18 protein-coding genes and 1 tRNA gene are annotated in these 21,609 nt (G+C 63.1%); 6 read left to right on the forward strand and 13 right to left on the reverse strand.

Annotation, left to right across the window (positions count from 1 at the left end; genetic code table 11):
• The first annotated feature begins 19 nt into the window (after positions 1–19).
• On the forward strand, positions 20–1,012 hold the full coding sequence (locus tag NKI20_RS09805; RefSeq protein ID WP_352830134.1) for a branched-chain amino acid ABC transporter permease: 993 nt from the start codon (positions 20–22) through the stop codon (positions 1,010–1,012).
• A 108-nt stretch (positions 1,013–1,120) separates the two neighbouring features.
• Here NKI20_RS09805 and NKI20_RS09810 read toward each other — a convergent pair whose 3' ends face one another.
• A complete protein-coding gene (locus tag NKI20_RS09810) occupies positions 1,121–3,103 on the reverse strand; it encodes a BTAD domain-containing putative transcriptional regulator (RefSeq protein WP_352830136.1) in 1,983 nt (660 codons plus the stop codon).
• A 155-nt stretch (positions 3,104–3,258) separates the two neighbouring features.
• Here NKI20_RS09810 and NKI20_RS09815 point away from each other — a divergent pair, with 155 nt between their 5' ends.
• The gene (locus tag NKI20_RS09815; RefSeq protein WP_352728253.1) at positions 3,259–4,257 is read left to right on the forward strand and encodes a DMT family transporter; all 999 of its coding nucleotides are present in this window, start codon (positions 3,259–3,261) and stop codon (positions 4,255–4,257) included.
• Positions 4,241–5,104, forward strand: coding sequence for a DUF1194 domain-containing protein (locus NKI20_RS09820; protein WP_352830138.1), 864 nt, complete (start codon positions 4,241–4,243; stop codon positions 5,102–5,104). The genes NKI20_RS09815 and NKI20_RS09820 overlap by 17 nt, the downstream gene beginning before the upstream one ends.
• 192 nt (positions 5,105–5,296) lie before the next feature.
• Here NKI20_RS09820 and NKI20_RS09825 read toward each other — a convergent pair whose 3' ends face one another.
• The 7 genes from NKI20_RS09825 to NKI20_RS09855 form a co-directional block, all read right to left on the reverse strand.
• The gene (locus tag NKI20_RS09825; RefSeq protein WP_352830140.1) at positions 5,297–6,277 is read right to left on the reverse strand and encodes a 2-dehydropantoate 2-reductase; all 981 of its coding nucleotides are present in this window, start codon (positions 6,275–6,277) and stop codon (positions 5,297–5,299) included.
• Positions 6,278–6,279: 2 nt separating this feature from the next.
• Entirely contained in the window at positions 6,280–7,806 is a 1,527-nt protein-coding gene (locus NKI20_RS09830) for an acyl--CoA ligase (RefSeq protein WP_352830142.1), read from the reverse strand.
• A gap of 91 nt (positions 7,807–7,897) precedes the next feature.
• The gene (gene ggt, locus NKI20_RS09835; RefSeq protein WP_352830144.1) at positions 7,898–9,484 is read right to left on the reverse strand and encodes a gamma-glutamyltransferase; all 1,587 of its coding nucleotides are present in this window, start codon (positions 9,482–9,484) and stop codon (positions 7,898–7,900) included.
• Between the two features lie 64 nt (positions 9,485–9,548).
• Positions 9,549–10,349: an ABC transporter permease gene (locus tag NKI20_RS09840; protein ID WP_352830146.1), complete on the reverse strand. Its 801-nt coding sequence runs from the start codon at positions 10,347–10,349 to the stop codon at positions 9,549–9,551.
• On the reverse strand, positions 10,346–11,269 hold the full coding sequence (locus NKI20_RS09845; RefSeq protein ID WP_352830148.1) for an ABC transporter permease: 924 nt from the start codon (positions 11,267–11,269) through the stop codon (positions 10,346–10,348). The genes NKI20_RS09840 and NKI20_RS09845 overlap by 4 nt, the downstream gene beginning before the upstream one ends.
• Positions 11,269–12,351: an ABC transporter ATP-binding protein gene (locus tag NKI20_RS09850; RefSeq protein ID WP_352830285.1), complete on the reverse strand. Its 1,083-nt coding sequence runs from the start codon at positions 12,349–12,351 to the stop codon at positions 11,269–11,271. Before NKI20_RS09850 ends, NKI20_RS09845 begins: the two co-directional genes overlap by 1 nt.
• A 79-nt stretch (positions 12,352–12,430) precedes the next feature.
• Entirely contained in the window at positions 12,431–13,471 is a 1,041-nt protein-coding gene (locus NKI20_RS09855) for an ABC transporter substrate-binding protein (RefSeq protein WP_352830150.1), read from the reverse strand.
• A gap of 241 nt (positions 13,472–13,712) precedes the next feature.
• Here NKI20_RS09855 and NKI20_RS09860 point away from each other — a divergent pair, with 241 nt between their 5' ends.
• Positions 13,713–14,414, forward strand: coding sequence for a GntR family transcriptional regulator (locus tag NKI20_RS09860; protein ID WP_352830152.1), 702 nt, complete (start codon positions 13,713–13,715; stop codon positions 14,412–14,414).
• Between the two features lie 87 nt (positions 14,415–14,501).
• Here the strand turns inward: NKI20_RS09860 and NKI20_RS09865 are convergent, their stop codons facing one another.
• The 3 genes from NKI20_RS09865 to NKI20_RS09875 form a co-directional block, all read right to left on the reverse strand.
• On the reverse strand, positions 14,502–14,708 hold the full coding sequence (locus NKI20_RS09865) for a hypothetical protein (RefSeq protein WP_023761350.1): 207 nt from the start codon (positions 14,706–14,708) through the stop codon (positions 14,502–14,504).
• 93 nt (positions 14,709–14,801) lie between these two features.
• Complete coding sequence (locus tag NKI20_RS09870; protein ID WP_352830154.1) at positions 14,802–15,566, reverse strand: SDR family NAD(P)-dependent oxidoreductase; 765 nt, start codon at positions 15,564–15,566, stop codon at positions 14,802–14,804.
• A 292-nt stretch (positions 15,567–15,858) separates the two neighbouring features.
• Positions 15,859–16,737 (reverse strand): LysR substrate-binding domain-containing protein, encoded by an 879-nt coding sequence (locus NKI20_RS09875; protein ID WP_352830156.1) that lies wholly within the window; start codon positions 16,735–16,737, stop codon positions 15,859–15,861.
• Between the two features lie 135 nt (positions 16,738–16,872).
• Between NKI20_RS09875 and NKI20_RS09880 the strand changes: the two genes are divergently transcribed.
• Both NKI20_RS09880 and NKI20_RS09885 read left to right on the forward strand, forming a co-directional pair.
• A complete protein-coding gene (locus tag NKI20_RS09880) occupies positions 16,873–18,267 on the forward strand; it encodes an FAD-binding oxidoreductase (RefSeq protein WP_352728272.1) in 1,395 nt (464 codons plus the stop codon).
• A 25-nt stretch (positions 18,268–18,292) separates the two neighbouring features.
• A complete protein-coding gene (locus tag NKI20_RS09885; RefSeq protein WP_352830159.1) occupies positions 18,293–19,477 on the forward strand; it encodes an MFS transporter in 1,185 nt (394 codons plus the stop codon).
• An 80-nt stretch (positions 19,478–19,557) separates the two neighbouring features.
• Here NKI20_RS09885 and NKI20_RS09890 read toward each other — a convergent pair.
• Together NKI20_RS09890 and NKI20_RS09895 are read right to left on the reverse strand one after the other, a co-directional pair.
• Positions 19,558–19,634: transfer RNA gene (locus NKI20_RS09890), tRNA-Arg, on the reverse strand.
• 315 nt (positions 19,635–19,949) lie between these two features.
• On the reverse strand, positions 19,950–21,443 hold the full coding sequence (locus tag NKI20_RS09895) for an ATP-binding protein (RefSeq protein ID WP_352830161.1): 1,494 nt from the start codon (positions 21,441–21,443) through the stop codon (positions 19,950–19,952).
• Positions 21,444–21,609 lie beyond the last annotated feature (166 nt).

A 21,609-nucleotide genomic window follows, 5' to 3' on the forward strand; every position in this document is an offset into this window, starting at 1 on the left:
GCCGGGAGAGACATCCGAGATGTCGGAAGCGAGATCCGACGTGGCTGACCTGACGCTTCGCGAAACATCGGCCAGGACCTCGGCAAGGCTTGAATGGACGCTGGTCGGGCTCGGCATCGTGGCGCTGCTGGTTGCGCCTTTCCTGATCTATCCGATCTTCCTGATGAAGATGCTGTGTTTCGCGCTGTTTGCCTGCGCGTTCAATCTTCTGCTCGGCTATACCGGGCTCCTGTCGTTCGGCCACGCCACCTTCTTTGGCGGCGCCGCCTACTTCACCGCGCATGCCGTCAAGGTCTGGGGCTGGCCGCCGGAAGCGGGCATCCTGCTTGGCATGGCAGGCGCGGCCCTGCTCGGCCTTGTCATGGGCTTTTTCGCCATTCGCCGGCAAGGCATCTATTTCGCCATGATCACGCTGGCGCTGTCGCAGATGTTCTTCTTCTTCTGCGTGCAGGCGCCCTTCACGCAAGGCGAGGATGGCATCCAAGGTGTTCCCCGCGGCATCCTGCTTGGCATCCTCGACCTGAATGTCTCGCTGAACATGTATTATTTCGTGCTTGTCGTATTCCTGGTCGGCGTCTTCGCCATCTGGCGCATCGTCAATTCGCCGTTCGGCATGATCCTGCGCTCGATCCGGGAAAACGAAAACCGCGCCATTTCGCTGGGCTATTCCGTCGCCAACTACAAGCTGGGCGCCTTCGTCATGTCGGCGGCGCTGGCCGGGCTGGCCGGCTCGCTCAAGGCGATCGTCTTCCAGTTCGCCACGCTCACCGACGTCACCTGGCAGATGTCGGGCGAAGTGATCCTGATGACGCTTCTCGGCGGCACCGGCACGATGGTCGGGCCGATGATCGGCGCCAGCCTGGTCATCGGACTGGAAAACACCCTTGCCACCTCCGGCTTTCCGGTGACCATCGCCACCGGGCTGATCTTCATGGTGTGCGTGCTGATCTTCCGGCGCGGCATCGTCGGTGAATTTTACGCGCGGGTGATCAGGCGGGCGGGGAAGGAGTGATCAGTTCCGGATAGGTTTGGATGCGGTCCAGCGGTCCTGAAGGATCTGCAGGACGCGTTGCGCCCGACCATGCTGTTCATTAGCAACGATCTGCTCTTCGCGACCTCCTCAGGAGCTCGGAAGGCCAGCCCTCGACAGCATTTCAAGGAATCTCGCGTGATGATGATCCTTCACATAGCGCGGCACAAAGCCGGGGCAGACATTACCCAGGTTGAGATGCGGAAGTTGTGACAGGCAATGATGGATGGCCCGCGAGGCCTCTTCGTTGTTTCCGGTTGCCGACGCGGCAGCAGCCCAGTAGAGGGCGCCGCGAACGAATCCCGGCTTTGTCCTAACCACCCTGCGTGCGGCTTCGAGCGCCCGCCGATCGTCTCCGCCGGCGAACAGTGCAACAGCCAGGCCATGGTGACGCCAGAAGTCGATGACGTCATGCGTTCCGAGCCGGATTGCCTCGTTGGCTTCACGCACTGCTTCACCGACCTGTCCGCGCAACGCGAAGAGCATCGAAATGTCGCCATGGCCGGTCGGATAGCTCGGGTTGAGGCTGATCGCATGTTGGCACTCGGCGATCGCCTCGTCGATGCGACCGGAACTTTCGAGAGCGAATGACAGGATGCAGCGGGCAATTTCGTCGTCAGGAACTGCCCGTACCGCTGCTTCCGCAAGCTCGACCGCACGCTCGATCTGCCCTGGCTCCCGGGGCAGCGAGCCAAACGCCACGCCCATGGAAATTACGATCGAGAGCGTTCGCTTCGCACGAGCGTTGTCGGGACCTATCGCGACAGCCTTCTCGGCAAGCTCTATCCCGACCAACAGCGAATCCCGGGTCATTTCAAAATATTTCATGAGAGCTTCGTTCACCAACCTGCGCACTTCCGGGGGACCGGGCGGGCTCTTGTCGCGGACTTTCCAGTTGGTCAGTTGAAGGTCGAGGATCACGGCCAGAACAACCGATTGTGCGATCCTGTCCTGGAATTCGAGCGCGTTCTCGGAGTGGCCGTCGAACTTCTGGGCCCAGACGTTATGGCCGCCGGCGGCATCGACAAGCTGGATGTTCACCCTCAGCCCATTGCCGGATCTCTGGACGCTACCGCTGAGCACATATTGCGCCCGAAGCATGCCCGGGATTTTGGTTTCTTCGGCAGGGCCGTTCTTCTCCACGGGTGGAAATGCGGAAAGCACGATATAGTCGGCGACCTCGGAGAGGGCCGTGGTGATGTCCTGGACGAGTCCCTTGGCGAAAAAATCGTCGCCCTGCTTTCCGGTCAGATTGATAAAGTCGGCAACGCTGATGGATGGGCGCCCGAGGCGCTGGCTGGCTGGAACAGCATTTGCCGGCTGGGCATTTGAGGCCGTATCGGCGGCAGACAGAACGGATTGCCAAAGCGCTCGTGTCTGCGGGCCGACGTCGACGCCGAATTCCTTCTTCAGCATGCTTCTGCAAGCCTCGTATGTCCTAATCGCCCTGTCGTGTTGACCACATGCGAGGAGCAATTCCATCTTGAGCCGGTAGGATTCTTCCCGCGTCGGCTCCATGGCCAGAACACGATCGACCAGGATGACCCCGGTTTCCGCGTCGACGAGGCGGGCCAATTTTTCGAAGGCCTCAAGTGCGCGGCTCAGCAGCCTGTCGCGTTCGGATGCGACCCAGTCATCGAACCCACTGCTTCCCAGATAAAGCCCGTCGAGGAACGGCCCGGTGTAGTTCGCCAGAGCCTTTTCGAGTTCCTGCACGGAACGGGCCGAGAGGCCTGCTTCGAATTCCTCCACGTCAACTCGAACCGCGTCTGGCGCGAGGCCGATTAGGTCCCCGCGGGAATGGATAAGATCCACACCTGCGCGTGACAGATCCCGACGCAGGACACTGAGCGTTTGCCGCAGGCTATTACGCGAGTGTTCGCTATCGCTGTCACCCCAAAACAGATCAGCCAGTCTCTCCCGTGTCGCCACCATGCCTGGACACCGGGCCAGATAGGCAATGATCGCAGGACCTCTTTTCCCTGTCAGCCGGAGCGGATCCGCCGATCCATTTTCGATCCGGAAACCACCGAAGAGTGAGATTATATTGGCGCCACTGCCCTCATTTTGCATTTGCTCTTCCAGCCTGACGAAATTCTAACTCAAAACTAACGCTTCGGAACTCTAGCGCCCCGCACTCAAGCGCTGTCGTGACGCAAGGTCAATTAGCCTTCGCTGAATTAGGGCCAACCGAGTCAGCAACAGGCTTTGGCTCGAGGGGGTGGCGGGTGTCCAAGACTAGAGCCAATTTGCTGCTGCTGTTTGCAGCCGCTTTGTGGGGCCTCGGCAATGTCGCGCAAAAGACGGTGCTTGCTCATCTCGACCCGCTAAGTGCCGTCGGCCTGCGCTGCCTGATCGGTGGGCTGCTTGTGCTGCCTTTCGTCTTGACCGAAAGGCGACTGCCCGCCGGGCCGGGCTATCTTTCCAGCCTGGCCATGGTGGGCGTTCTGTTTGCCATCTCCATCACGCTTCAGCAGCTTTGCTATCTCGGCGCCACGGTCACGAATGCAAGCTTCCTGGTGAGCACGGCAACGGTGATGACACCACTGGCCGCCTGGCTGCTCATCGGCGAACGTCCGACAGCGAGCCTCACCGCTGCCGCCGGGCTGACCGTGGTCGGTGCCATGCTCTTGTCCGGCGGGATCGCCGGTCTCAGCAGCGGTGATCTCACCGCCATCCTGTCGGCTGGCTGCTATGCGCTCTGGATGGTCGAGCTTGGTCGGCACATGCAGGCTCATGCGCGGCCGTTCACTGCCGCGGCGACACAGTTCCTCGGCGCCGCCGCCTTCGCCCTGCCGCTCGGGGCACTGCAAGGCAACCTGTCGCTGGCCGCAGCATTTGCAGCCGGTCCGGAACTGGCGGTCCTCGGCGTATTCTCCACCGCAATCGCTTTCGGCATGCAGATTGCCGCCCAGCGCTTCACCTCCGCCAGTCATGCCGCTGTGATCGTCAGTGCCGAAAGCGTCTTCGGCGCCCTCGGCGCGGCGATCTTCCTCGGCGAGCGGAATTCGCCCACGGGTGCACTGGGTGCTGCCATCATTCTCGGTGCGATCCTGTGCGTCGCAATGTCGAACCGAACGCCGCAGGCATGCGCGCCCTTGTTGGCCCGCCCGGTTCAACCCTTCGACGCGGCCTTTGCCATTGGCGCTACTCCAGCAGGCTGGCCGGGCGATCGTGCCGCCGCCAATTCAGGTCCAATGGAGGAATGTGATGACCCTTGCGGTTGATGCGAACGTATTCCCAACCCGACGGCCGCCCAGCACGACAGCAGCGGCCGGCTTTCGCCGGCAGGTTCGGCGATCGACCAGAGAAACGGCAAGACGGATCAATTCGTATTTGAGAGTGGCGGGGACACTTGCCGCTTCGGTGTTTTGGGGACTGCAGGCACACGCAGCCGACGTTGATGTTGCCGTTGTATTCGCTGTCGACTTCTCGTCCTCGATCGATCCAGAGATTGCCGATCTACAGCGTGAGGGTCATGCCGCGGCGCTCACTTCGCCAGAGATCATCGCGGCCATCACGCGGAACTACGTTGGCTGCATCAGTGTGGCCTACTTTGAATGGTCGAGTCCCGGGCACACACGCATTGTGCTGCCGTGGACAAGCATCTGCGGGCTGGAGGATGCCAGAGCGGCCGCGTCGGTGATCAGCAAGAAAGGCGATACCGGCTTTACCCGTAGAGGGCGAAGAGGAACATCCGTTTCCTCCGCTATTGACGTCGGTAGTCTTCTGCTCGACCAGTTTCCGGGAAAGGCGGCCAAGAAAGTAATCGACATCTCCTCCAACGGCGAGAACAACGATGGGCTTCCTGTTCAACCGAGCAGGCTGAACGCCATTGCCAAGGGGTATACGATCAACGCGATCGCCATTCCAACGCAAGATGAGAATCCCGATCAACCGTTGGCATCTTACTTTGCCAAATCGGTCATTGGCGGTTCGCAAGCCTTCGTCATAACGCCGAAGGGGCCAAACGACTACGCGATTGCCCTTCGCCGCAAGCTGGTCACCGAAGTAAGCATGGACGTCGGCCGACAGTTCCCGCCACCGGCCGATGATCGCACTTCAAGCCAGTGATCCCGGAACCTTGAGGAGAGTTGAGCCTAAGCCGGCCTGTCCCGAGCTGGGCGGTATTGGTCGACGATCGCAACGGCTCCGTAAGTAAAGTGGTCGTTAGCCGTTGCAGCGGATGCCGCCATCAACCAGAGCGCGCCCCTGCACATCATTGGGACAGAGCAGCGGCTTCAAGGCCTAGACGCTCCGCGCCCCTCAGCCATAACACCCGCGCTCCACCGCCAGCCGCCGCACCAGCGCCAGCACGGCGTCGATGGTCGGCGTCGGTCTGTCCGTCAGCCGGCCGAGTTCCTGGACGGCCGTCACCAGCGCGTCGATTTCCATCGGCCGCCCGCGCTCGAGATCCTGCAGCATCGAGGTCTTGTGCCCGCCGACATCGCCGGCGCCCTTGATGCGCCGGTCGACCGCTATGGGAAAACGCACGCCGAGGCTTTCGCCGATCGCTTGCGCCTCCAGCATCATTGTGCGGGCGAGCGTGCGGGTGCCCTCATCGGCGACGATCGCCGCCAGCGTGCTGCCGGTCAGCGCCGAGATCGGATTGAAGGAGAGATTGCCCCACAGCTTCACCCAGATCTCGCTGCGGATGTCGTCGCGCACCGGCGCCTGCAAGCCGGCCTTGACCATTTCGTCGGCCAGAAGCGTGACCCGTTCGCTGCGCTCGTCGGAGGGTTCGCCGAGCGAGAAGCGCTTGCCCTCGACATGGCGGATGAGGCCGGGGTCGTCGACTTCGACGGCGGGATAGACGACCGAGCCGATGACGCGCTGCGGTCCGATCCGTTGCCAGATCGCGCCGCCGGGATCGACTGCGCTCAGCCTAGTGCCTTCGAGCGGCCCGCCAACGCCATGGAAATACCACCACGGCACGCCGTTCTGCATGGTGACGACTGATGTGTGGTCCCCAAGCAGCGGCGCGATCTGGTCGAGGGCTGACGTGAGGGAGTGAGCCTTCAGCGCCAGCACGACATAGTCCTGGGCGCCAAGTTCCCCTGCCTTGGCGGCGGCCCGGACGGGGACCGAAATTTCCCGGCCATCCTCGATCAGGCGCAGGCCATTTGCCTTGATCGCTTCCAGATGGGCGCCGCGCGCGACGATCGAAAGATCGGTCCGCCCAGTGATGGCAAGCTTGGCCGCGAGATAGCCGCCGATCGCGCCAGCGCCGAAGATGGTGATCTTCATCGTCAAAGCCCGAGTTTGGCGGCGAGGCCGATGCGTTGCAATTTGCCGGTCGCGCCCTTGGGGATCTCTGCCAGGATCAGGATCTTGCGCGGCACCTTGAAGTCGGCAAGCCGCGTCGCGGCATAGAGGCGGATGTCGCCCTCGGTGGCAATGGTACCGTCGCGCAGCACCACCGCCGCCGCCACCTCCTCGCCAAGCTTGTCATGCGGCATGGCGAAGGTGACGACCTGCGCCACCGCCGGATGATCCATCAGCACATCGTCGACCTCGAGCGGCGAGATCTTTTCGCCACCGCGATTGATGATCTCCTTGAGCCGCCCGGTGACGCGCAAATATCCGTCCTCGTCCAGCACGCCCTGGTCGCCGGTGTGGAACCAGCCATGCGCGAAAGCCGTGGCGTTGGCATCCGGGTTCTTCTCGTAGCCGGCGGTCACATTGGGCCCGCGAATGACGATCTCGCCGGTCTCGCCGGCCTCGAGCAGCCGCCCGTCGGGCGCCATGACTGCCACGTCCGGACCGGCGGAGGCACCGACGCTGCCCGGTTTGCGCTGGCCCGGCGGCAGCCGATTCGACGCCATCTGGTGCGCCGCCTCGGTCATCCCGTAGGATTCGATCACGGGACAGCCGAAGGTCGCCTCGAGTTCGGCCATCACTTGCGCCGGCAAAGACGCCGAGGACGAACGGATGAAGCGCAGGCGCGCTGCCGCCAGCACCTCGGCATTGCGCGCCGCCCGTGGCAGGATCGCCTGGTGCATGGTCGGCACCGCCGTGTACCAGCTCGGTTGGGCCTCGCTCAGCCACTGGTAGAAGCGCAGCGCATTGAAGCCTGGCGTGCAGAAGATGCTGCCGCCTGACGCCAGCGACGACAGCACGGCCGCGATCAGGCCGTGAATGTGGAACAGCGGCATGATGTTGAGACAACGGTCATCGGCCGTCAGGCCAAGCGTCGCGCCGATGTGGGCGGCGGAGGCCGCGATGTTGGCATGGCTGAGCGGCACCAGTTTTGGACGCGATGTCGTGCCGGAGGTGTGCAGCAGCAGCGCGATGTCGCCCTCCTGCGCCATGTCAGGGGCTGCCGGCGGTGCGACCGCCGCGCCTTCGATCGTGAAGCTGCCGGCGGGCGCGTCAGGCTGCGCGACAAGCCGCAGCACGCCGATGCCGAGGCGTTCGGCCACCGTCACCGCCGGTCCGGTCTCGCCCTCCGCGACCAGGATCGCCTTGGCGCCGATGTCGGTCAGGTAGAAATCAAGCTCGTCGGCCCGGTAGGCGGGATTGAGTGGCGCCGTCGAGGCGGCGGCCGCCACCGCGACGAAGGCGGTGGCCATCTCGGGTCCGTTCGGCAACACGATGGCCACCCTGTCGCCTCGGCCGATGCCGCGCGCATTCAGCTGTTTCGCCGTGTCGGCGATCAGGTTGCGCAAACCGCCATGGGTGAGCGTCGCCCTGTCGGGCGCCGAAATCGCCGGCGCATCATCGGCGCCGGCGGCGAGACGACGGGAGAGGTCTTTGGGATTTGCAATACTGGTCATGATCACCGGTTGGATTTCGAACGACTATTGGCGGGAGCCTCGCTAACGGGCTTGGCTCGATATGGGATACGCCATTGGACAACGGATCGCCTCAGTAGCCAAGCGCCAAACCATCCTTGCGCGGATCGGAGGCGCCGGTCAGCGTCCCTTTCTCCCAATCGATCAAAACCGCCTGTCCGCCGCCAAGCGGATGATGCGGCTCGGTGACGCGGTGGCCGCGCCGGCGCAGGCCCTCGATCGCATCGCCGGGAATGCCACGCTCGGCCTCCACCGCATCATCATTGTAGAACACCCGCGGGGCATCCAGTGCCTGCTGCGGGTCCATGCCGAAGTCGAGCATGTTGGTGAGCAGGTGGACATGCCCGAACGGCTGATAGCCGCCGCCCATGACGCCGAACGGCATCACGACCCGGCCGTTCTTCGTCGCCATGCCGGGCATGATCGTGTGCATCGGCCGCTTGCCGGGCGCGATTGCGTTCGGGTGCGCCGGATCGAGGCGGAAGCTCGAGCCGCGGTTCTGCAGCACGATGCCGGTCTTCGGGCTGACCACGCCGCTGCCAAACGAATAGTAGGTCGAGTTGATGAAGGAGACGGCGTTGCGGTCGCGGTCAACGATGGAGATGTAGACCGTGTCGCTGCCTGGCAATTCCACGCGCGGCAGATGCGTCATGGCGCGGTCGCGGTCGATCTCGGCGCGCAGCCGGTCGGCATAGGCGCCGGACAGGAGCTGCTTGACCGGCACCGGGACATGATCCTGGTCGCCGACGTAGCGGTCGCGGTCGCGATAGGCCAGCCGCCCGGCCTCGATCTCCAGATGCAGGCGCTCGGCGCCATTGGGGTCGAGCCCGCCGAGCTTGAACCCCGACAGCACATTCAGCATCAAGAGCGCCGTCAGCCCCTGATTGTTCGGCGGCATCTGGTGGATGTCATGGCCGCCATAGGAGGCGCTGACCGGCGCCACATAGTCGCCTCTGGTCGCGGCGAAATCCTCGGCCGAATGCAGCCCGCCCAATTCGTTGAGCCGGCTCACCATATCGTCGGCGACGGCACCCTCGTAGAATCCGGCGCGGCCCTGCCGGGCGATGATGCGCAAGGTGGCCGCCAGTTCCGGTTGGCGGTGGACATCGCCGGCCTGCGGCGCCTTGCCGCCGGGCAGGAAGATGCGCGCGGCATGCTCGTCGACCGAAAGGTCGGTCTCGGGTTCGGCCCAGTCGAAGGCGACGCGGTCGTGCACGACATAGCCGTTTTCGGCATAGTGGATGGCAGGCGCCAGCGCTTCGGCCAGGCCCTTGCGGCCATGATCCTCCAGCAGGCGGCTCCAGGCATCGACGGCGCCCGGCACGGTGACCGCATGCGGGCCCTGCAGTGGGATGCGGTCGAAGCCTTTTTCCAGATACCAGTCGACTGTCGCCTTGGCTGGCGCCCGGCCGGAGCCATTGAAGGCCAGCACATTGCCTTGTCCCGCCGGGCAGTAAAGCACGAAACAGTCGCCGCCGATGCCGGTCGACTGCGGCTCGACCACCGCCTGCACCGCGGCGGCGCAGACCGCGGCATCCATGGCGTTGCCGCCCGAGCGCAGCATGTCGATCGCGGCAAGGGTGGCAAGCGGATGCGAGGTCGCTGCCATCGCCTCCGTCGCACGAACCGGCGAGCGGCCGGGAAACTGGAAATCACGCATTCTGTCTGGATATCCCTTGGTCACATCTGCGAATTGGTCACTTCTGCGAATTGGTCGTCTGAATTCAATGCCGCCGCCCGAATATCTGCGCAACCGACAACAGCGCGACCGAGAGCACGATCAGGCAGGTCGAGATGGCGGCGATCGTCGGGTCGATCTGGTCGCGCAGCGCATTGAACATGCGGCGCGTCAACGTCGTCGTCTCGCCGCCGGATATGAACAGCGAAACCACAACTTCGTCGAAGGAGGTGATGAAGGCAAACAGCGCGCCGGAGACGACCGAGAAGCGGATCTGCGGCATGGTCACCTGCCAGAAGGCGGCGACACGTCCGGCGCCGAGGCTGCGCGCCACCCGCTCCTGGTTCATGTCGTAGGAACGCAGGCCCGACAGCACCGTCAGCACCACCAGCGGCAAGGCCTGCACCGTATGCGCGATGACCAGCCCGGTCAGCGTGTTGTTGAGCCCGATCCGCGCATAGAGGAAGAAGGTGCCGATGCCGATCAGGATCACCGGGACGATCAGCGACGCCGTCAGCAGCGCGTTGATGGTGCCGTTGAAGCGCAGCGTACCCCTGTTGATCGCGTAGGCTGCGGCGGTGCCGAGCGGTGTCGCGACGAGCACTGTCATGACAGCCACCTTGACTGAGACGATCGTGGCATCGCGCCATTCCACCGACTGGAAATAGGTCTGGTACCAGCGCAGCGACCATTGCTGCGGCGGGAACTGCAGCAGCGTCGAGTCCGAGAACGACATGATGACGATGATGATCGATGGCGCGATCAGGAAGAGAAGCACGAGGCCGCCGAGCCCATGGAGCCACAGCCGTTGCCGGTGCGAGATCGGCAGGCCGACATCCCCACTCATCGTGAACTCCACACACCTGTGGCGCGCGCGCCGAGCAGCCACTGGAACAGGCCGAGAAGCGCCAGCGTGACCACCAGCAGCACCACGCCAAGCGCGGCGCCCGCTCCCCAGTTGGAATAGAGGCTGGTGGTCTGTTCCATGCGCATCGCCCACATGATCACCTTGCCGCCGCCCATCAGCGCCGGCGTGACGAAGAAGCCCAGGCACAACACGAAGACGATGACCACGCCCGAGGCGAGGCCGGGCAGCGACAGCGGAAAGAAAATCTGCCGGAAGGTGGCGGCCGGGCCGGCGCCAAGGTTCATTCCGGCGCGCAGGCAGTCGGTATCGATGGTTTTCATCGAGGCGTAAAGCGGCAGCACCAGGAACGGCAGCAATATATGCGTCATGCCGATGACGACGCCCGACAGATTGTTGGCGAGCGACAGCGGCTGGCTGATGACGCCGAGGTCGATCAGCCAGCTGTTGATCAGCCCCTTGCGCTGCAGGATCACAAGCCAGGCATAGGTGCGTACCAGCACCGATGTCCAGAATGGCAGGATGACGAAGATCAGGCAGACCGATGCCGCCCGGCGCGGCAGTTGCGACAGCATATAGGCCAGGGGATAGCCGAGCAGCACGCAAGCGCCGGTGACGATGAAGGCCACCTTGAATGTGGTGACGAACGTCTTGATGTAGGAGGCCTGCTCGAAGAAGCGCGCATAGTTGGCGGCACTAAAGGCGCCGGCCTCGTCGAACAGCGACAGCCAGAACAGCCAGCCGATCGGCACGATGATGATGGCGGAGACGAGCAACAGGCTTGGCGACAGCAGCGCCAGCAGCCGCAACGACTCGCGCCGCGCATCGGTTCGCAGCGCCTGTGTGTTCAGGACCTTATCCGCGCGGCCAGTCTCTTCCATGAGGGCGGGCTGCGCGCTCATCAATCCGTTGCCACCAGGACGGTGTCCCGCGCATCGAGGCCGAGGCTTATCCGCTGGCCGGGAGCAGGCATTCTGGCCAGCACATCGCTGCGGCAATAGTCACGCAACGTTAGCTGGCGGCCATCGCGCAGCATTGCATAGCAGACGAAGCTGTCGCCCTGATAGATGATGTCGCTGAGCGTCGCATCGAGCACATTGACGCCGCTTGCCGGTTCGTCACTTGTCACCAACCGCAGCTTCTCCGGCCGCACCACAATCAGGTGCTGGCCCGATACAGGCGCCGGCGCTGCGGTGTGGATTCGCCTGTCCTCGTACCAGGCGGAGCCGTTGCGGCACTCGACGGGAATGAAGTTCGACTCGCCGATGAAGCCGGCTACAAACCGCGTCCGCGGCATGGCGTAGAGGATTTCCGGCCGGTCGAGCTGCTCGATGCGGCCGGCATTCATGACGGCAATGCGGTCCGACATGGTGATGGCTTCGCGCTGGTCGTGCGTGACATAGACCGTGGTCATGCCGAGCCGCCGGTGCAGGCTGCGCAGCTCGATCTGCATATGCTCGCGCAGGCCCTTGTCGAGCGCCGACAGGGGTTCGTCCATCAGCACGATGCGCGGCTCGAAGACGATGGCGCGCGCCAGCGCCACGCGCTGGCGCTGCCCGCCAGAGAGCTGGTCGACCCGGCGCTCGCCCAGGCCCTGCAGCTTCACCAGATCGAGCGCCTTCTCGACACGCTCGGCCGCCTCGGCGGCGGCGACGCCGCGCTGCTTCAGCGGAAAGGCGATGTTGTGAAAGACGTTCATATGCGGAAACAGCGCATAGTTCTGGAACACCATGCCGATGTTGCGCTTGTGTGGCGGCGTGGTGATGATCTCGTCGGTGCCGACCTTGATCGAGCCGGCATTGGCCCGCACGAAGCCGGCCAGGATCATCAGCAGCGTCGTCTTTCCGGAACCGGAAGGGCCGAGCAGCGTCAGGAATTCGCCGGCTTCGACATCGAGGTTCAGGTCGCGCAGCACCGGCACGCTGCCAAATCGTTTCTCGATCCGGCGCATGCCGATCGGCAGCGCGGATGGCGCAATGGACAAAATCATCGTCTCCTGAAGGCTGAGGCGGCAGAAGCAGGGCGAAGCACCGCCCTGCCGCGGTTTGGGTTGTGGCCGCGGCCTATTGCTGGACCAGATTGTTGAACTTTTCCGTCGCCTCGACCAGATTGTCGCGCCAGAACTCGGCGTCCTGCAGCGCCTGCTTCTTGACGTTTTCGGGCGCCGAATTGATGTCCTTGATCCTCTCCTGCGGGATCTTGCCGGTCTCGAAAGCCTTTTCGTTGACCGGCCCATTATCGACATAGAGCGGCAGATTGGCCTGCAATTGCGGGCTGACGAACATCGCCAGCGCCTTCATGGCCGCTTCCTTGTTCTTTGCACCCTTGGGAATGACCATGCAGTCGGCGGTCAGCACGCCCTGGTCGAAGGAGAAGCTGACCGGCGCACCCTGCTTCTTCAAGGTGCCGGCGCGGCCGTTCCAGATGCTCGCCATGTCGACTTCACCATCCTTGACCAGCTGCATAGCCTGGGCGCCGGAGGTCCACCAGGCATCGATATGGCCGCGGATCTTGTCGACGGATTTCAAGGCACCGTCGATATCGACCGGATAGACCTTGTCGATCGGAATGCCTTCGGCAAGTGCCGCGACGCTCAGCGTTTCCGTCGCCTGGCTGCCGCTCAGCGCGCGACGTCCCGGAAATTTCTCCACGTTCCAGAAATCGGCCCATGTCTTCGGCCCTTTGTCGCCGAAGACATCGGTCCGGTAGATGAGCACGACCGATGTGTAGGAAATGCCGACCCAGTCGTCATGGACCAGCTTCGGATTGATGCCGCTCTTGTCGATGATGCCGTAGTCGAGCTTCTCGAACAGCCCTTCCTTCGAGCCGCGCGCGCATTCGTCGGCGCCGAGCTCCGTGATGTCCCACTTCACCGCATTGCCGGTCACCTGCAGCCGCACATCGTCGAGGCCGTTGGTGGTGTCTTCCTTGATGGTGATGCCGAGCGCATCGGCGGTCGGCTTGAAGAACGCCTTGGTCTGCGCCTCCTGATAGGTGCCGCCCCACGAGGCAACGGTGATGGTGTCGCCCGCCATTGCGGGGGCAGCGAGCGAGGCAATGAGGCCGGCAACCGCAACAACGCTAACGCTTCTTGTCCTGTTCATTTTCGGCTCTCCAACCGGTGTTCCCATTTGTTTTTGATTTCGCATGCTATCTTGTATACAATTTTGAGTGTAGCTTGGGGATAGGCGATGTCAACACCGTCCTGCACGATCGGATTGTCCGCGCTTCGTGCCGGACAGATGGCGAGAGATGGCCTCGTCGGAGACGTGGCAAATTACGCCGACTGCGACTACAGCTATGCGTGTTCCGGCTGAAAGACCGGAGAGAACTGGGAATGGAAGCTTGGCCAAGGAAACCAAAAATACGTTGCGCGACTCGGCCTATTCCTCGCTCAAGGCGATGATCGTAACCGGCCAGATTCCGCCGGGCTCGCGCGTAACCGAAAACGACATCGCCGCGAAGCTCAATGTCAGCCGCACCCCGGTGCGCGAGGCCTTCAACCGCCTCGAGCGCGACGGCCTGGTCACCGGCCGGCCGCGTCAGGGCTATGTCGTCACCGAGTTCGACATCAACATGTTCCGCGAGGCCTTCGAGATCCGCGAACTGCTCGATGGCCATGCGACGGAACTGGCCGCGACCGCAGCCTCCGAACAGGACAAGGCGCGGCTGCGCGCCATGCTGGTCGAATGCGAGCGGCTGGCCGCCATTCCGGACCGCACCAACAGGGAAAAGTTCCAGGAACTGGAAGTCGGCATCGACCTGCACCGCGTCATCGCCGAAATCAGCGGCAATGTCATGCTGCACGGCATGCTCTGCGGCATCCTCGACAAGTGCCAGCATTATGTCTGGACAGAACTCCTGTGGCTGGACGAATGGAAGATCGCCCGCGACGAGCACGCCGAAATTGTCGAGGCGATCTGCGCCGGCGACGCCGCCCGCGCCGGCACCCTGGCCCGCGCCCATGTGCGCGCATCGCGCGACAATGTCTTGCGCCTGCTGCAGGCCAAGTCGGACTATCGGAATTTCCTCGCCAAGGCGTCTTGAGGAACCACCTGGACGCTACTGATGCGCCGCGGGCCTGAGCCGTTCCCTCAGCCGGGAGATTCCAAGGGCATCATAGTCATGGGATGATCAGTGTGTGGTGGGATCAATCTGGCGGAGGCGCGAGCGCGCTTCAGCCACATTTTTTTGCTCGGATCTGATCCGGCAGCACAGGGCAAGGCTGATGCCAACGCCACGCTCCTCGTCCAGCATCTCGTTCGCTCGCTTGAGAAAGACTTCCGCCCGCTTGACGCGCTGCCTGGCTCTCGCCAGTTCCAGTTCCAGATGGTCGTGCATTATTCCGCACCCTTGAGGTTTGCGGTCCCTTCATGGGAAAACCGCTGCTGAGCGGTTTGGTTCCCGCCGATTGGCGGATGTGCCGATCGACGTTCAGCCCTTGCGCTCCTGCAGGCTGTTGCCGCTGTCGACCACCAGCAGGGCGCCGTTGACATAGCTGGCGCGTTCCGAGGCCAGGAACATCACCGCTGCGGCCACTTCGTCGGGTCGCCCGGCTCGCGCCGGCGGCGTATGCAGGGCAGCTTGCCGCTCCATCTCGCTCGACGAACCCGTTTCGATCCAGCCGGGGGCCACGGCGTTGGCCGTAATGCCGCTTTTCGCCACTTCCAGCGCCAGCGCGCGCGTCAGGCCGACCATGCCGGCCTTGGCGGCGGAATAGGCTGATGTGCCTTCGAAAGACACCAGCGGCCCGGTGACCGATGTCACATTGACGATGCGCCCGTAGCCCGCTTCGACCATCGCCGGCAGGAACGCACGGGTGACCAGAAACGCGGTCTTCAAGCTGACGTCGATCCCCTGATCCCAGTCGGCCTCGGTCATGGCTAGAAACGCCTTGTCGACCGATGGCGATGCCAGCGAGCCCATGCCGGCATTGTTGACCAGTATATCGACCGTGCCGACATCCGCCCGCAGCCGCGCGACATCGGCGGCTTTGGTGAGATCGGCAATTGCGGCGTTCGCATCGATGCCTTCGGCACTAAGCTCGGCGGCGCGATCGAGCACACGCGCACTGGCGCCGGTGAGGAAAACCGCGTGGCCGGCACGGCCGAGTTGCCGGGCAATGGCAAAGCCGATGCCGTCGGCCGCACCGGCCCCGGTGATTAAGGCGCGCTTGATATGGGTAGGAGGATGGGTCAAATCAGGCTCCACTGGTTTCCGCCTGTTCCCCTACTGTCGCAATCAACGAACCATAGTCCATGGATGAATTCGGCGCGCCGTCGCAGGTGATGATGAGAACTATGTCTACGCTATAGCCCTCCAAAGTGACACTCGGAAGCAGACCGGAACTTGCTGAAATCACGGCGAGTTTCCGGCCGCCTCCTCCCACGCCGTCAAAAGGCTGGAAGAAAATCTGTTGGACGTCTTCGCTGCCATGGCCCCATCCTCTTGAGAGCCAAGCTTGGCGCGGCTCATCCCAGATTCGACAGTCTCATGCGACGGTTCTCATCCACGCCAGGAAGGACTCTATCACCGCGGATCTCGGACTGTGGGGCATCCATACGATATAAAAGCTGTAGCCTGGCAAGGATAATTGATGCGCTTTGACGAGCGAGCCGTTTTCCAGTTCACGGCCAACCACGACGTCACTACAGATCGCAATGCCTTGCCCGGCGACAACCGCATCGATCGCATGCAGTTCCTCGCGGAAGCTCAAATCCCAAGCTTTGTGCGGGATTAGGTCTGGATCGATTGAACGCGCCGTCGCTAGCCACCGGGGCCAGGTGGGAGCGTCCGGATCCCGGTTCATCCAGTCGAAATGGATCAACGGATAACGCAGGAGATCAGCAGCACGCTCAATCGTTCGCCCGTCGCTTGCCAATAATCGGGGACTGCATATGGGAAAGAAGGAATCACGGCATATCTCCTGCGCGGCAAAGCCCAAAGGCGAGCGACGTGTGTAGCGGATCGCTACATCTGCGGCGCCGGCGCGTAAATCGAGTACTGCGTCCGTCCCGATGATATCCAGCGGTACGGCCGGGTTGGCCTCTCGCCATTTAGGCAATCGAGGCACCAGCCATCGACTCGCGAAAGCGTTTGGGCTTGTCACCCGCAATGGCGCTTGAAAATCCGGCTCGGTGACTGCGGCAAGGGAGCCGGAGAGAAGATCAAAGCCGTTGCGGAGTATAGGAAACAGTCGCGTTCCCGCACCCGTCAACACGAGCGGGCGCGGTCGGCGCTGGAACAGCTTGCGACCGCATATCTCTTCCAACAAGCGGACTTGGTGACTGATCGCTGTCGGCGTCACGCCGAGTTCCGCCGCTGCGGCTTTGAAGCTGCCGTGCCGAGCGACGGCCTCGAAGGCGTGCAAGGCGCGGAGAGGCGGGCAGTTTCTCATGCCGGCAGTGTAGATGAGTTCCTCTCATCTAGCAGCTAAGAATTTCGCTTTTGCAGAAGGTTGCGTTTCTGTGAGACCATGGTCCTGCCAGAACCGAGGGCGATACCGATGGAGATTCCGCGACAGACCGAGGCGCTATTGGGCCGATCCCACTCTCCGAGTGCGGCGATTGAACAGCTCCGGCAAGGCTTGCGGGGCGAACTGGTGTTGCCGACGGACGCTACCTACGACCAGGCGCGCGGAGTCTGGAACGGGGCGATAGACAAACACCCTGCTGCAATTGTCTTTTGCGCCGATCCCGCTGACGTCGTCCATGCCGTGACCTATGCCAGGTCACAAGGCTGTCTCGTGGCGGTTCGCAGCGGCGGCCACAACGTCGCCGGTCTGTGCGTCTGCGACGATGGGATGGTGATTGATCTATCACGCATGAAGAAGATCGCAGTCGATCCTGGGCGTCTCATTGCCAGGGCCGAAGCTGGTCTGACCCTCGGCGAGTTCGACGCAGCCACGTTGGCCCACGGCCTTGCGACGACCATGGGCGTCAACAGCGACACTGGTATTGCCGGCCTCACGCTGGGTGGAGGCTTCGGCAAGCTCGGACGAAAGCACGGCCTGAGTTGCGATAATTTGATCGCGGCTGAAATTGTCACGGCCGACGGACGGCTGTTGCGAACAAGCGCCAGCGAGTATCCCGAACTGTTCTGGGCCTTGCGAGGGGGCGGGGGCAATTTCGGCATCGTGACGACGTTCGAATACCGGCTGCACCCGCTTAGCCCGAACCTTCTCGTGGGCTCGGTGCTTCACGATTACGATCATGCGCGCGAGGCCATGCGGTTTTACGATGGATTCTCCCGCGACGCACCGGACGAGGTGAGCGTCGATGCCGCGCTCGTCACGCTGCCCTCGGGCGAGCGTGCCTTCAGCATCTCGGCTTGCTATGTCGGGTCGCCCGAAGCGGGCGAACCAGTCATCGCACCGCTGATGAAATTCGGATCCCCCATCGACAGTCGCCTTCAAGCCATTCCTTATCTTCAGATCCAATCGGCCGCCGACAGCCTCTTTCCACGCGGGCGACGCTATTACTGGAAAGCGCAGTTCATGCGGGAGATCAGCGATGGCGCGATCGAGGCCCTGCTCGACGCTTACGCGCGGGCTCCCAATCGCTCCTCTCTGTTGGTTTTCCAGCAGGTGGGCGGCGCGATCGCTCGCGTGCCCGCATCGCACTCGCCCTACGCCAATCGCGATGCGGCCTTTGACTGCTTCCCGATCGCGATCTGGGACGATCTGGCCGATGACGAGGCAAATACCCGCTGGGCGCGCGACCTGTGGAATGCGGTCAGACCATTCTCGACCGGTGGCGTCTATGCCAACAATCTCGGTGATGAAGGTGACGAGCGCGTGCGTGATGCCTACGGCGCCAATTATGCGCGCCTCGCTTCTATCAAGAAGCAATACGACCCGACCAATTTCTTTCGATTGAATCAGAACATCAGGCCTGAATAGTTCGGAACAAACATAACGGGGAACCGTGCGCCGTCGCTGGACGATCCTTGCTGTCCTGTTTGTCGCCCGCGCCGCAATGGCGTTTCAGTTTCAGAGCGTCGGTGCCGTCGCGCCTCTTATCAGCGATAGCGTCGGAGCGAGCCTGGCCGACATCGGCATTCTAATCGGCCTCTATCTTGCACCGGGAGTCGCATTGGCCCTGCCTGGCGCGACCATCGGCCAGCGCTATGGCGATAAGGCGACCGTTCTTGCCGGGCTCCTGATGATGCTGGCGGGTGAAATGCTGATGGCGGCATCGCCGTTCTGGAGCCTGCAGGTCGGCGGTCGATTGATAAGCGGCACTGGCGGCGTTCTCCTGAACGTCCTGATGACCAAGATGGTCGCCGACTGGTTTGCCGGCCGGGAAATCGCAACCGCCATGGCCATCTACATCAACTCGTGGCCAGCAGGCATCGCTATCGCTCTCATGCTGCTGCCGGCAATCGCAACGACATTCGGAGTGACCGCCGTGGCCATTGCCGTTTCGGTCCTGGTCATCGTCGGCATCGGCCTGATGACCTTCATCTACCGCACCCCGGAGGTACTGCCCGCTGGTGGCGTCGAACGCTCTGGCATTTCGCGGGCGACAACCTATGCCCTTATTGCCGCCGGCCTGATCTGGTGCCTCTACAATGTCGGCTTCGCAATGGTCTTCAGCTTCGGGCCGTCAATGCTCGTCGAGCGCGGGTGGTCCAACTCTGCGGCGGGATCGACGATCAGCGTCGTGCTTTGGCTGGCCACGCTTTCGGTCCCCCTGGGTGGCTTCCTGACCGATCGCACCAAGCGTGGCGGCGTGGTTCTCGCCACGGGCTGTGTAGGCTTTGCATTTCTGATGCTCCTTCTGTCGAGAAGCGGACCAGTGTTTGCCCTCATCATCGCCATGGGGATCGCAGGCGGGTTGCCCGGCGGCGCGATCATGAGCTTGCCGACGCGCGTGCTCAACCAGAAGACGCGCTCGATCGGGATGGGGGTGTTCTACACCGTCTACTATGCCGGCATGCTGGCTGGGCCGACGATCGGCGGCAAACTTGCAACCTGGGCCGGCACCTCGGCCGCCGCGCTCGATTTCGGCGCTGCCGTGCTCCTCCTTTGCCCTCTCCTCCTTTGGTCATTCCACCGGATCAGCCGCCTCCCACAGACGATGGTAGTTACATCCAGGCAAGGCGGCTAGCCGTGCTGGGACCGCCGTATGCTCGATGATGGGAAACGGCGGTCTCTGGCGTTCGCAAATCAGGACTATTTAGAGTCAAATGGCGCGCCCGAAGAGATTCGAACTCCTGACCCCCAGATTCGTAGTCTGGTGCTCTATCCAGCTGAGCTACGGGCGCGCATCAGGCCATGCTTTCCATGGCCCCGCGATCCGATCGTGAAAGACCGGCCGCGACGAGACGTGTTCCCTAGCGACTGAATTTCGGAAAAGCAAGCCGATCCGGCAAAAGTTTTGTCGCAGGCGTGTCATCCGGCAATGATGGCCCGTTTCCCAGCGCCTCAAAACCACCAAAGCGCATCGTGTCCGGGCGGCCTCAAGCGATGCGCTTCCGATGCATGACGTGCCCATGGCCGGAAACGCCGCCTTCGGGTGACATGTTTCTGCAAGGAAATGGAGGAAAGGTCAGTGGCCGGGGCAAAACAGCGCCGATCCGTCATGCCGGACGGCGCAGGCCGTTGCTGCGGGCCTGGTCGAGCCGTGCCGGCTGGTCGGGAATGGTGACCGCGAATGTGGTGCGCCCGCCAATGCTCTCGACCAGCTCCACCGTGCCGCCATGCGCCCGGATGAGTTCGTGCGCAATCGCCAGTCCAAGGCCGGTGCCGCCGCTGCGGGCCGAGCCGCGGAACGCCGCGAACAGGTTCTCCCGCGCCTTGGGCGGCAGGCCCGGTCCGGTGTCGCTGACGGCGATGCGGCTGACACTGCCGAGGCGCACGGCCGACACCGCCAGGCGGCGCACCAGGGCGCTTTCACTGTCTGCTGCCATCGCCTGCACGGAATTCCGGCACAGATTGGTGAGCACGCGGAACAGCTGATCGGAATCGGCGTCCACCTCGAAGGTCGGCTCGACGGAATTGACGAACTCGATGCCCTGCCCGATGTCGAGCAGGCCGTGCACGTCCTCGACCAGCTGGCGCAGCCTCAAGCGTCGGCGCGCCGGTGGCGGCTCCTGCGTGCGGCCATAGGCGAGCACGCCTTCGGAATAGGAGACGGCTCGGTCGAGCGCGCGCAGCAGTTTCGGCGCGAAGGCCTGCACGGTCGGGTCCTTGACCAGGCGGAGGCGGTCCGACATCAGCTGCGCCGAGGCCAGGATGTTGCGCATGTCATGGTTGATCTTGGAGACGGCAAGGCCGAGGTCGGCAAGGTGCTTCTGCTCGGAGAGCATCTTTTGCAGCCGTTCCTGCATCTGCGACAGTTCGCGCTCGGCAACGCCGATCTCGTCGGCGCGGGCGGCCGGGTGGATGATGCGCCCGGGATCGTCGGGCGCTTCCGAAAAGGACAGCATCGAGCGCGTCATCGTCCGGATCGGGCCGATCATGATCAGGTCGATCGCGGCATAGACCAGCATTGCGGTGAACAGCGAGATCAGCAGCGAGACGAAGGCGACGTTGCGCGAGTATCGCAGCATCGCATTGCGCAGACTGTTGTCCGGCATGATCAGCTCGAACTCCTTATCGGAGTCGCCGACAGGCCCGAAAACGCGCAGCATTCGGTCACCGCCGAAAAACAGCGTGTCGAGCGCGCCGGTCATGCCCTTGATCATGCCGATGCCGGCGATATCGATGTGTTCGTCGACCTTCGGCGGCATTTCGGCCACCACCAGCAGCCGCGAGACGCCACCGTCGCGCACCGCGATCGCCTTGGCGCCGATCGCCATCAGCACGTCGTTCTGGGCCGTGCGTGACAGCGAGGTGGGCTCGCCCTGCACCAGCACGATCGACACCGCCGCAGCCGTGCTCAGCCGCTCCTTCAGCCAGTTCAGCCGGTAGCTGGCGATCCAGGGCAGGAAGATCAGCACTTCGGCCAAAAGCACGAAAACGATGGTGAGCAGCAGCAGCTTGGTCGACAGGCCGCGCGACAGCGGCACCGTGCGCACGGCAATTGGCGCCGCCGTGCCGGTCCCTTCCTGCGCCTGTATGGTTTCGCTCATGCGGTCCATGTCTTCACAATCACTTGATCAACGCAGATTAGGCGATTACGGCTTTTTTGCCAATTTCATCCTTGTCGGAAACATAAACCGGCCTGAACGACGACAGGCTTCCACCCGACGACGCCGGATTGACTTCCAAAAGCCTTCTTTCTATAAGCCCGCACAC

This window comes from Mesorhizobium sp. M0830 (assembly GCF_040319965.1).
Taxonomy (GTDB): domain Bacteria; phylum Pseudomonadota; class Alphaproteobacteria; order Rhizobiales; family Rhizobiaceae; genus Mesorhizobium.

What these genes read in the sequence shown, in the direction of transcription:
- NKI20_RS09805 (WP_352830134.1), top strand. Translation starts at nt 20, where the DNA reads ATGTCGGAAGCGAGATCCGACGTGGCTGACCTGACGCTTCGCGAAACA.
- NKI20_RS09810 (WP_352830136.1), bottom strand. Translation starts at nt 3,103, where the DNA reads ATGCAAAATGAGGGCAGTGGCGCCAATATAATCTCACTCTTCGGTGGT.
- NKI20_RS09820 (WP_352830138.1), top strand. Translation starts at nt 4,241, where the DNA reads ATGACCCTTGCGGTTGATGCGAACGTATTCCCAACCCGACGGCCGCCC.
- NKI20_RS09825 (WP_352830140.1), bottom strand. Translation starts at nt 6,277, where the DNA reads ATGAAGATCACCATCTTCGGCGCTGGCGCGATCGGCGGCTATCTCGCG.
- NKI20_RS09830 (WP_352830142.1), bottom strand. Translation starts at nt 7,806, where the DNA reads ATGACCAGTATTGCAAATCCCAAAGACCTCTCCCGTCGTCTCGCCGCC.
- ggt (WP_352830144.1), bottom strand. Translation starts at nt 9,484, where the DNA reads ATGCGTGATTTCCAGTTTCCCGGCCGCTCGCCGGTTCGTGCGACGGAG.
- NKI20_RS09840 (WP_352830146.1), bottom strand. Translation starts at nt 10,349, where the DNA reads ATGAGTGGGGATGTCGGCCTGCCGATCTCGCACCGGCAACGGCTGTGG.
- NKI20_RS09845 (WP_352830148.1), bottom strand. Translation starts at nt 11,269, where the DNA reads ATGAGCGCGCAGCCCGCCCTCATGGAAGAGACTGGCCGCGCGGATAAG.
- NKI20_RS09855 (WP_352830150.1), bottom strand. Translation starts at nt 13,471, where the DNA reads ATGAACAGGACAAGAAGCGTTAGCGTTGTTGCGGTTGCCGGCCTCATT.
- NKI20_RS09865 (WP_023761350.1), bottom strand. Translation starts at nt 14,708, where the DNA reads ATGCACGACCATCTGGAACTGGAACTGGCGAGAGCCAGGCAGCGCGTC.
- NKI20_RS09880 (WP_352728272.1), top strand. Translation starts at nt 16,873, where the DNA reads ATGGAGATTCCGCGACAGACCGAGGCGCTATTGGGCCGATCCCACTCT.
- NKI20_RS09895 (WP_352830161.1), bottom strand. Translation starts at nt 21,443, where the DNA reads ATGAGCGAAACCATACAGGCGCAGGAAGGGACCGGCACGGCGGCGCCA.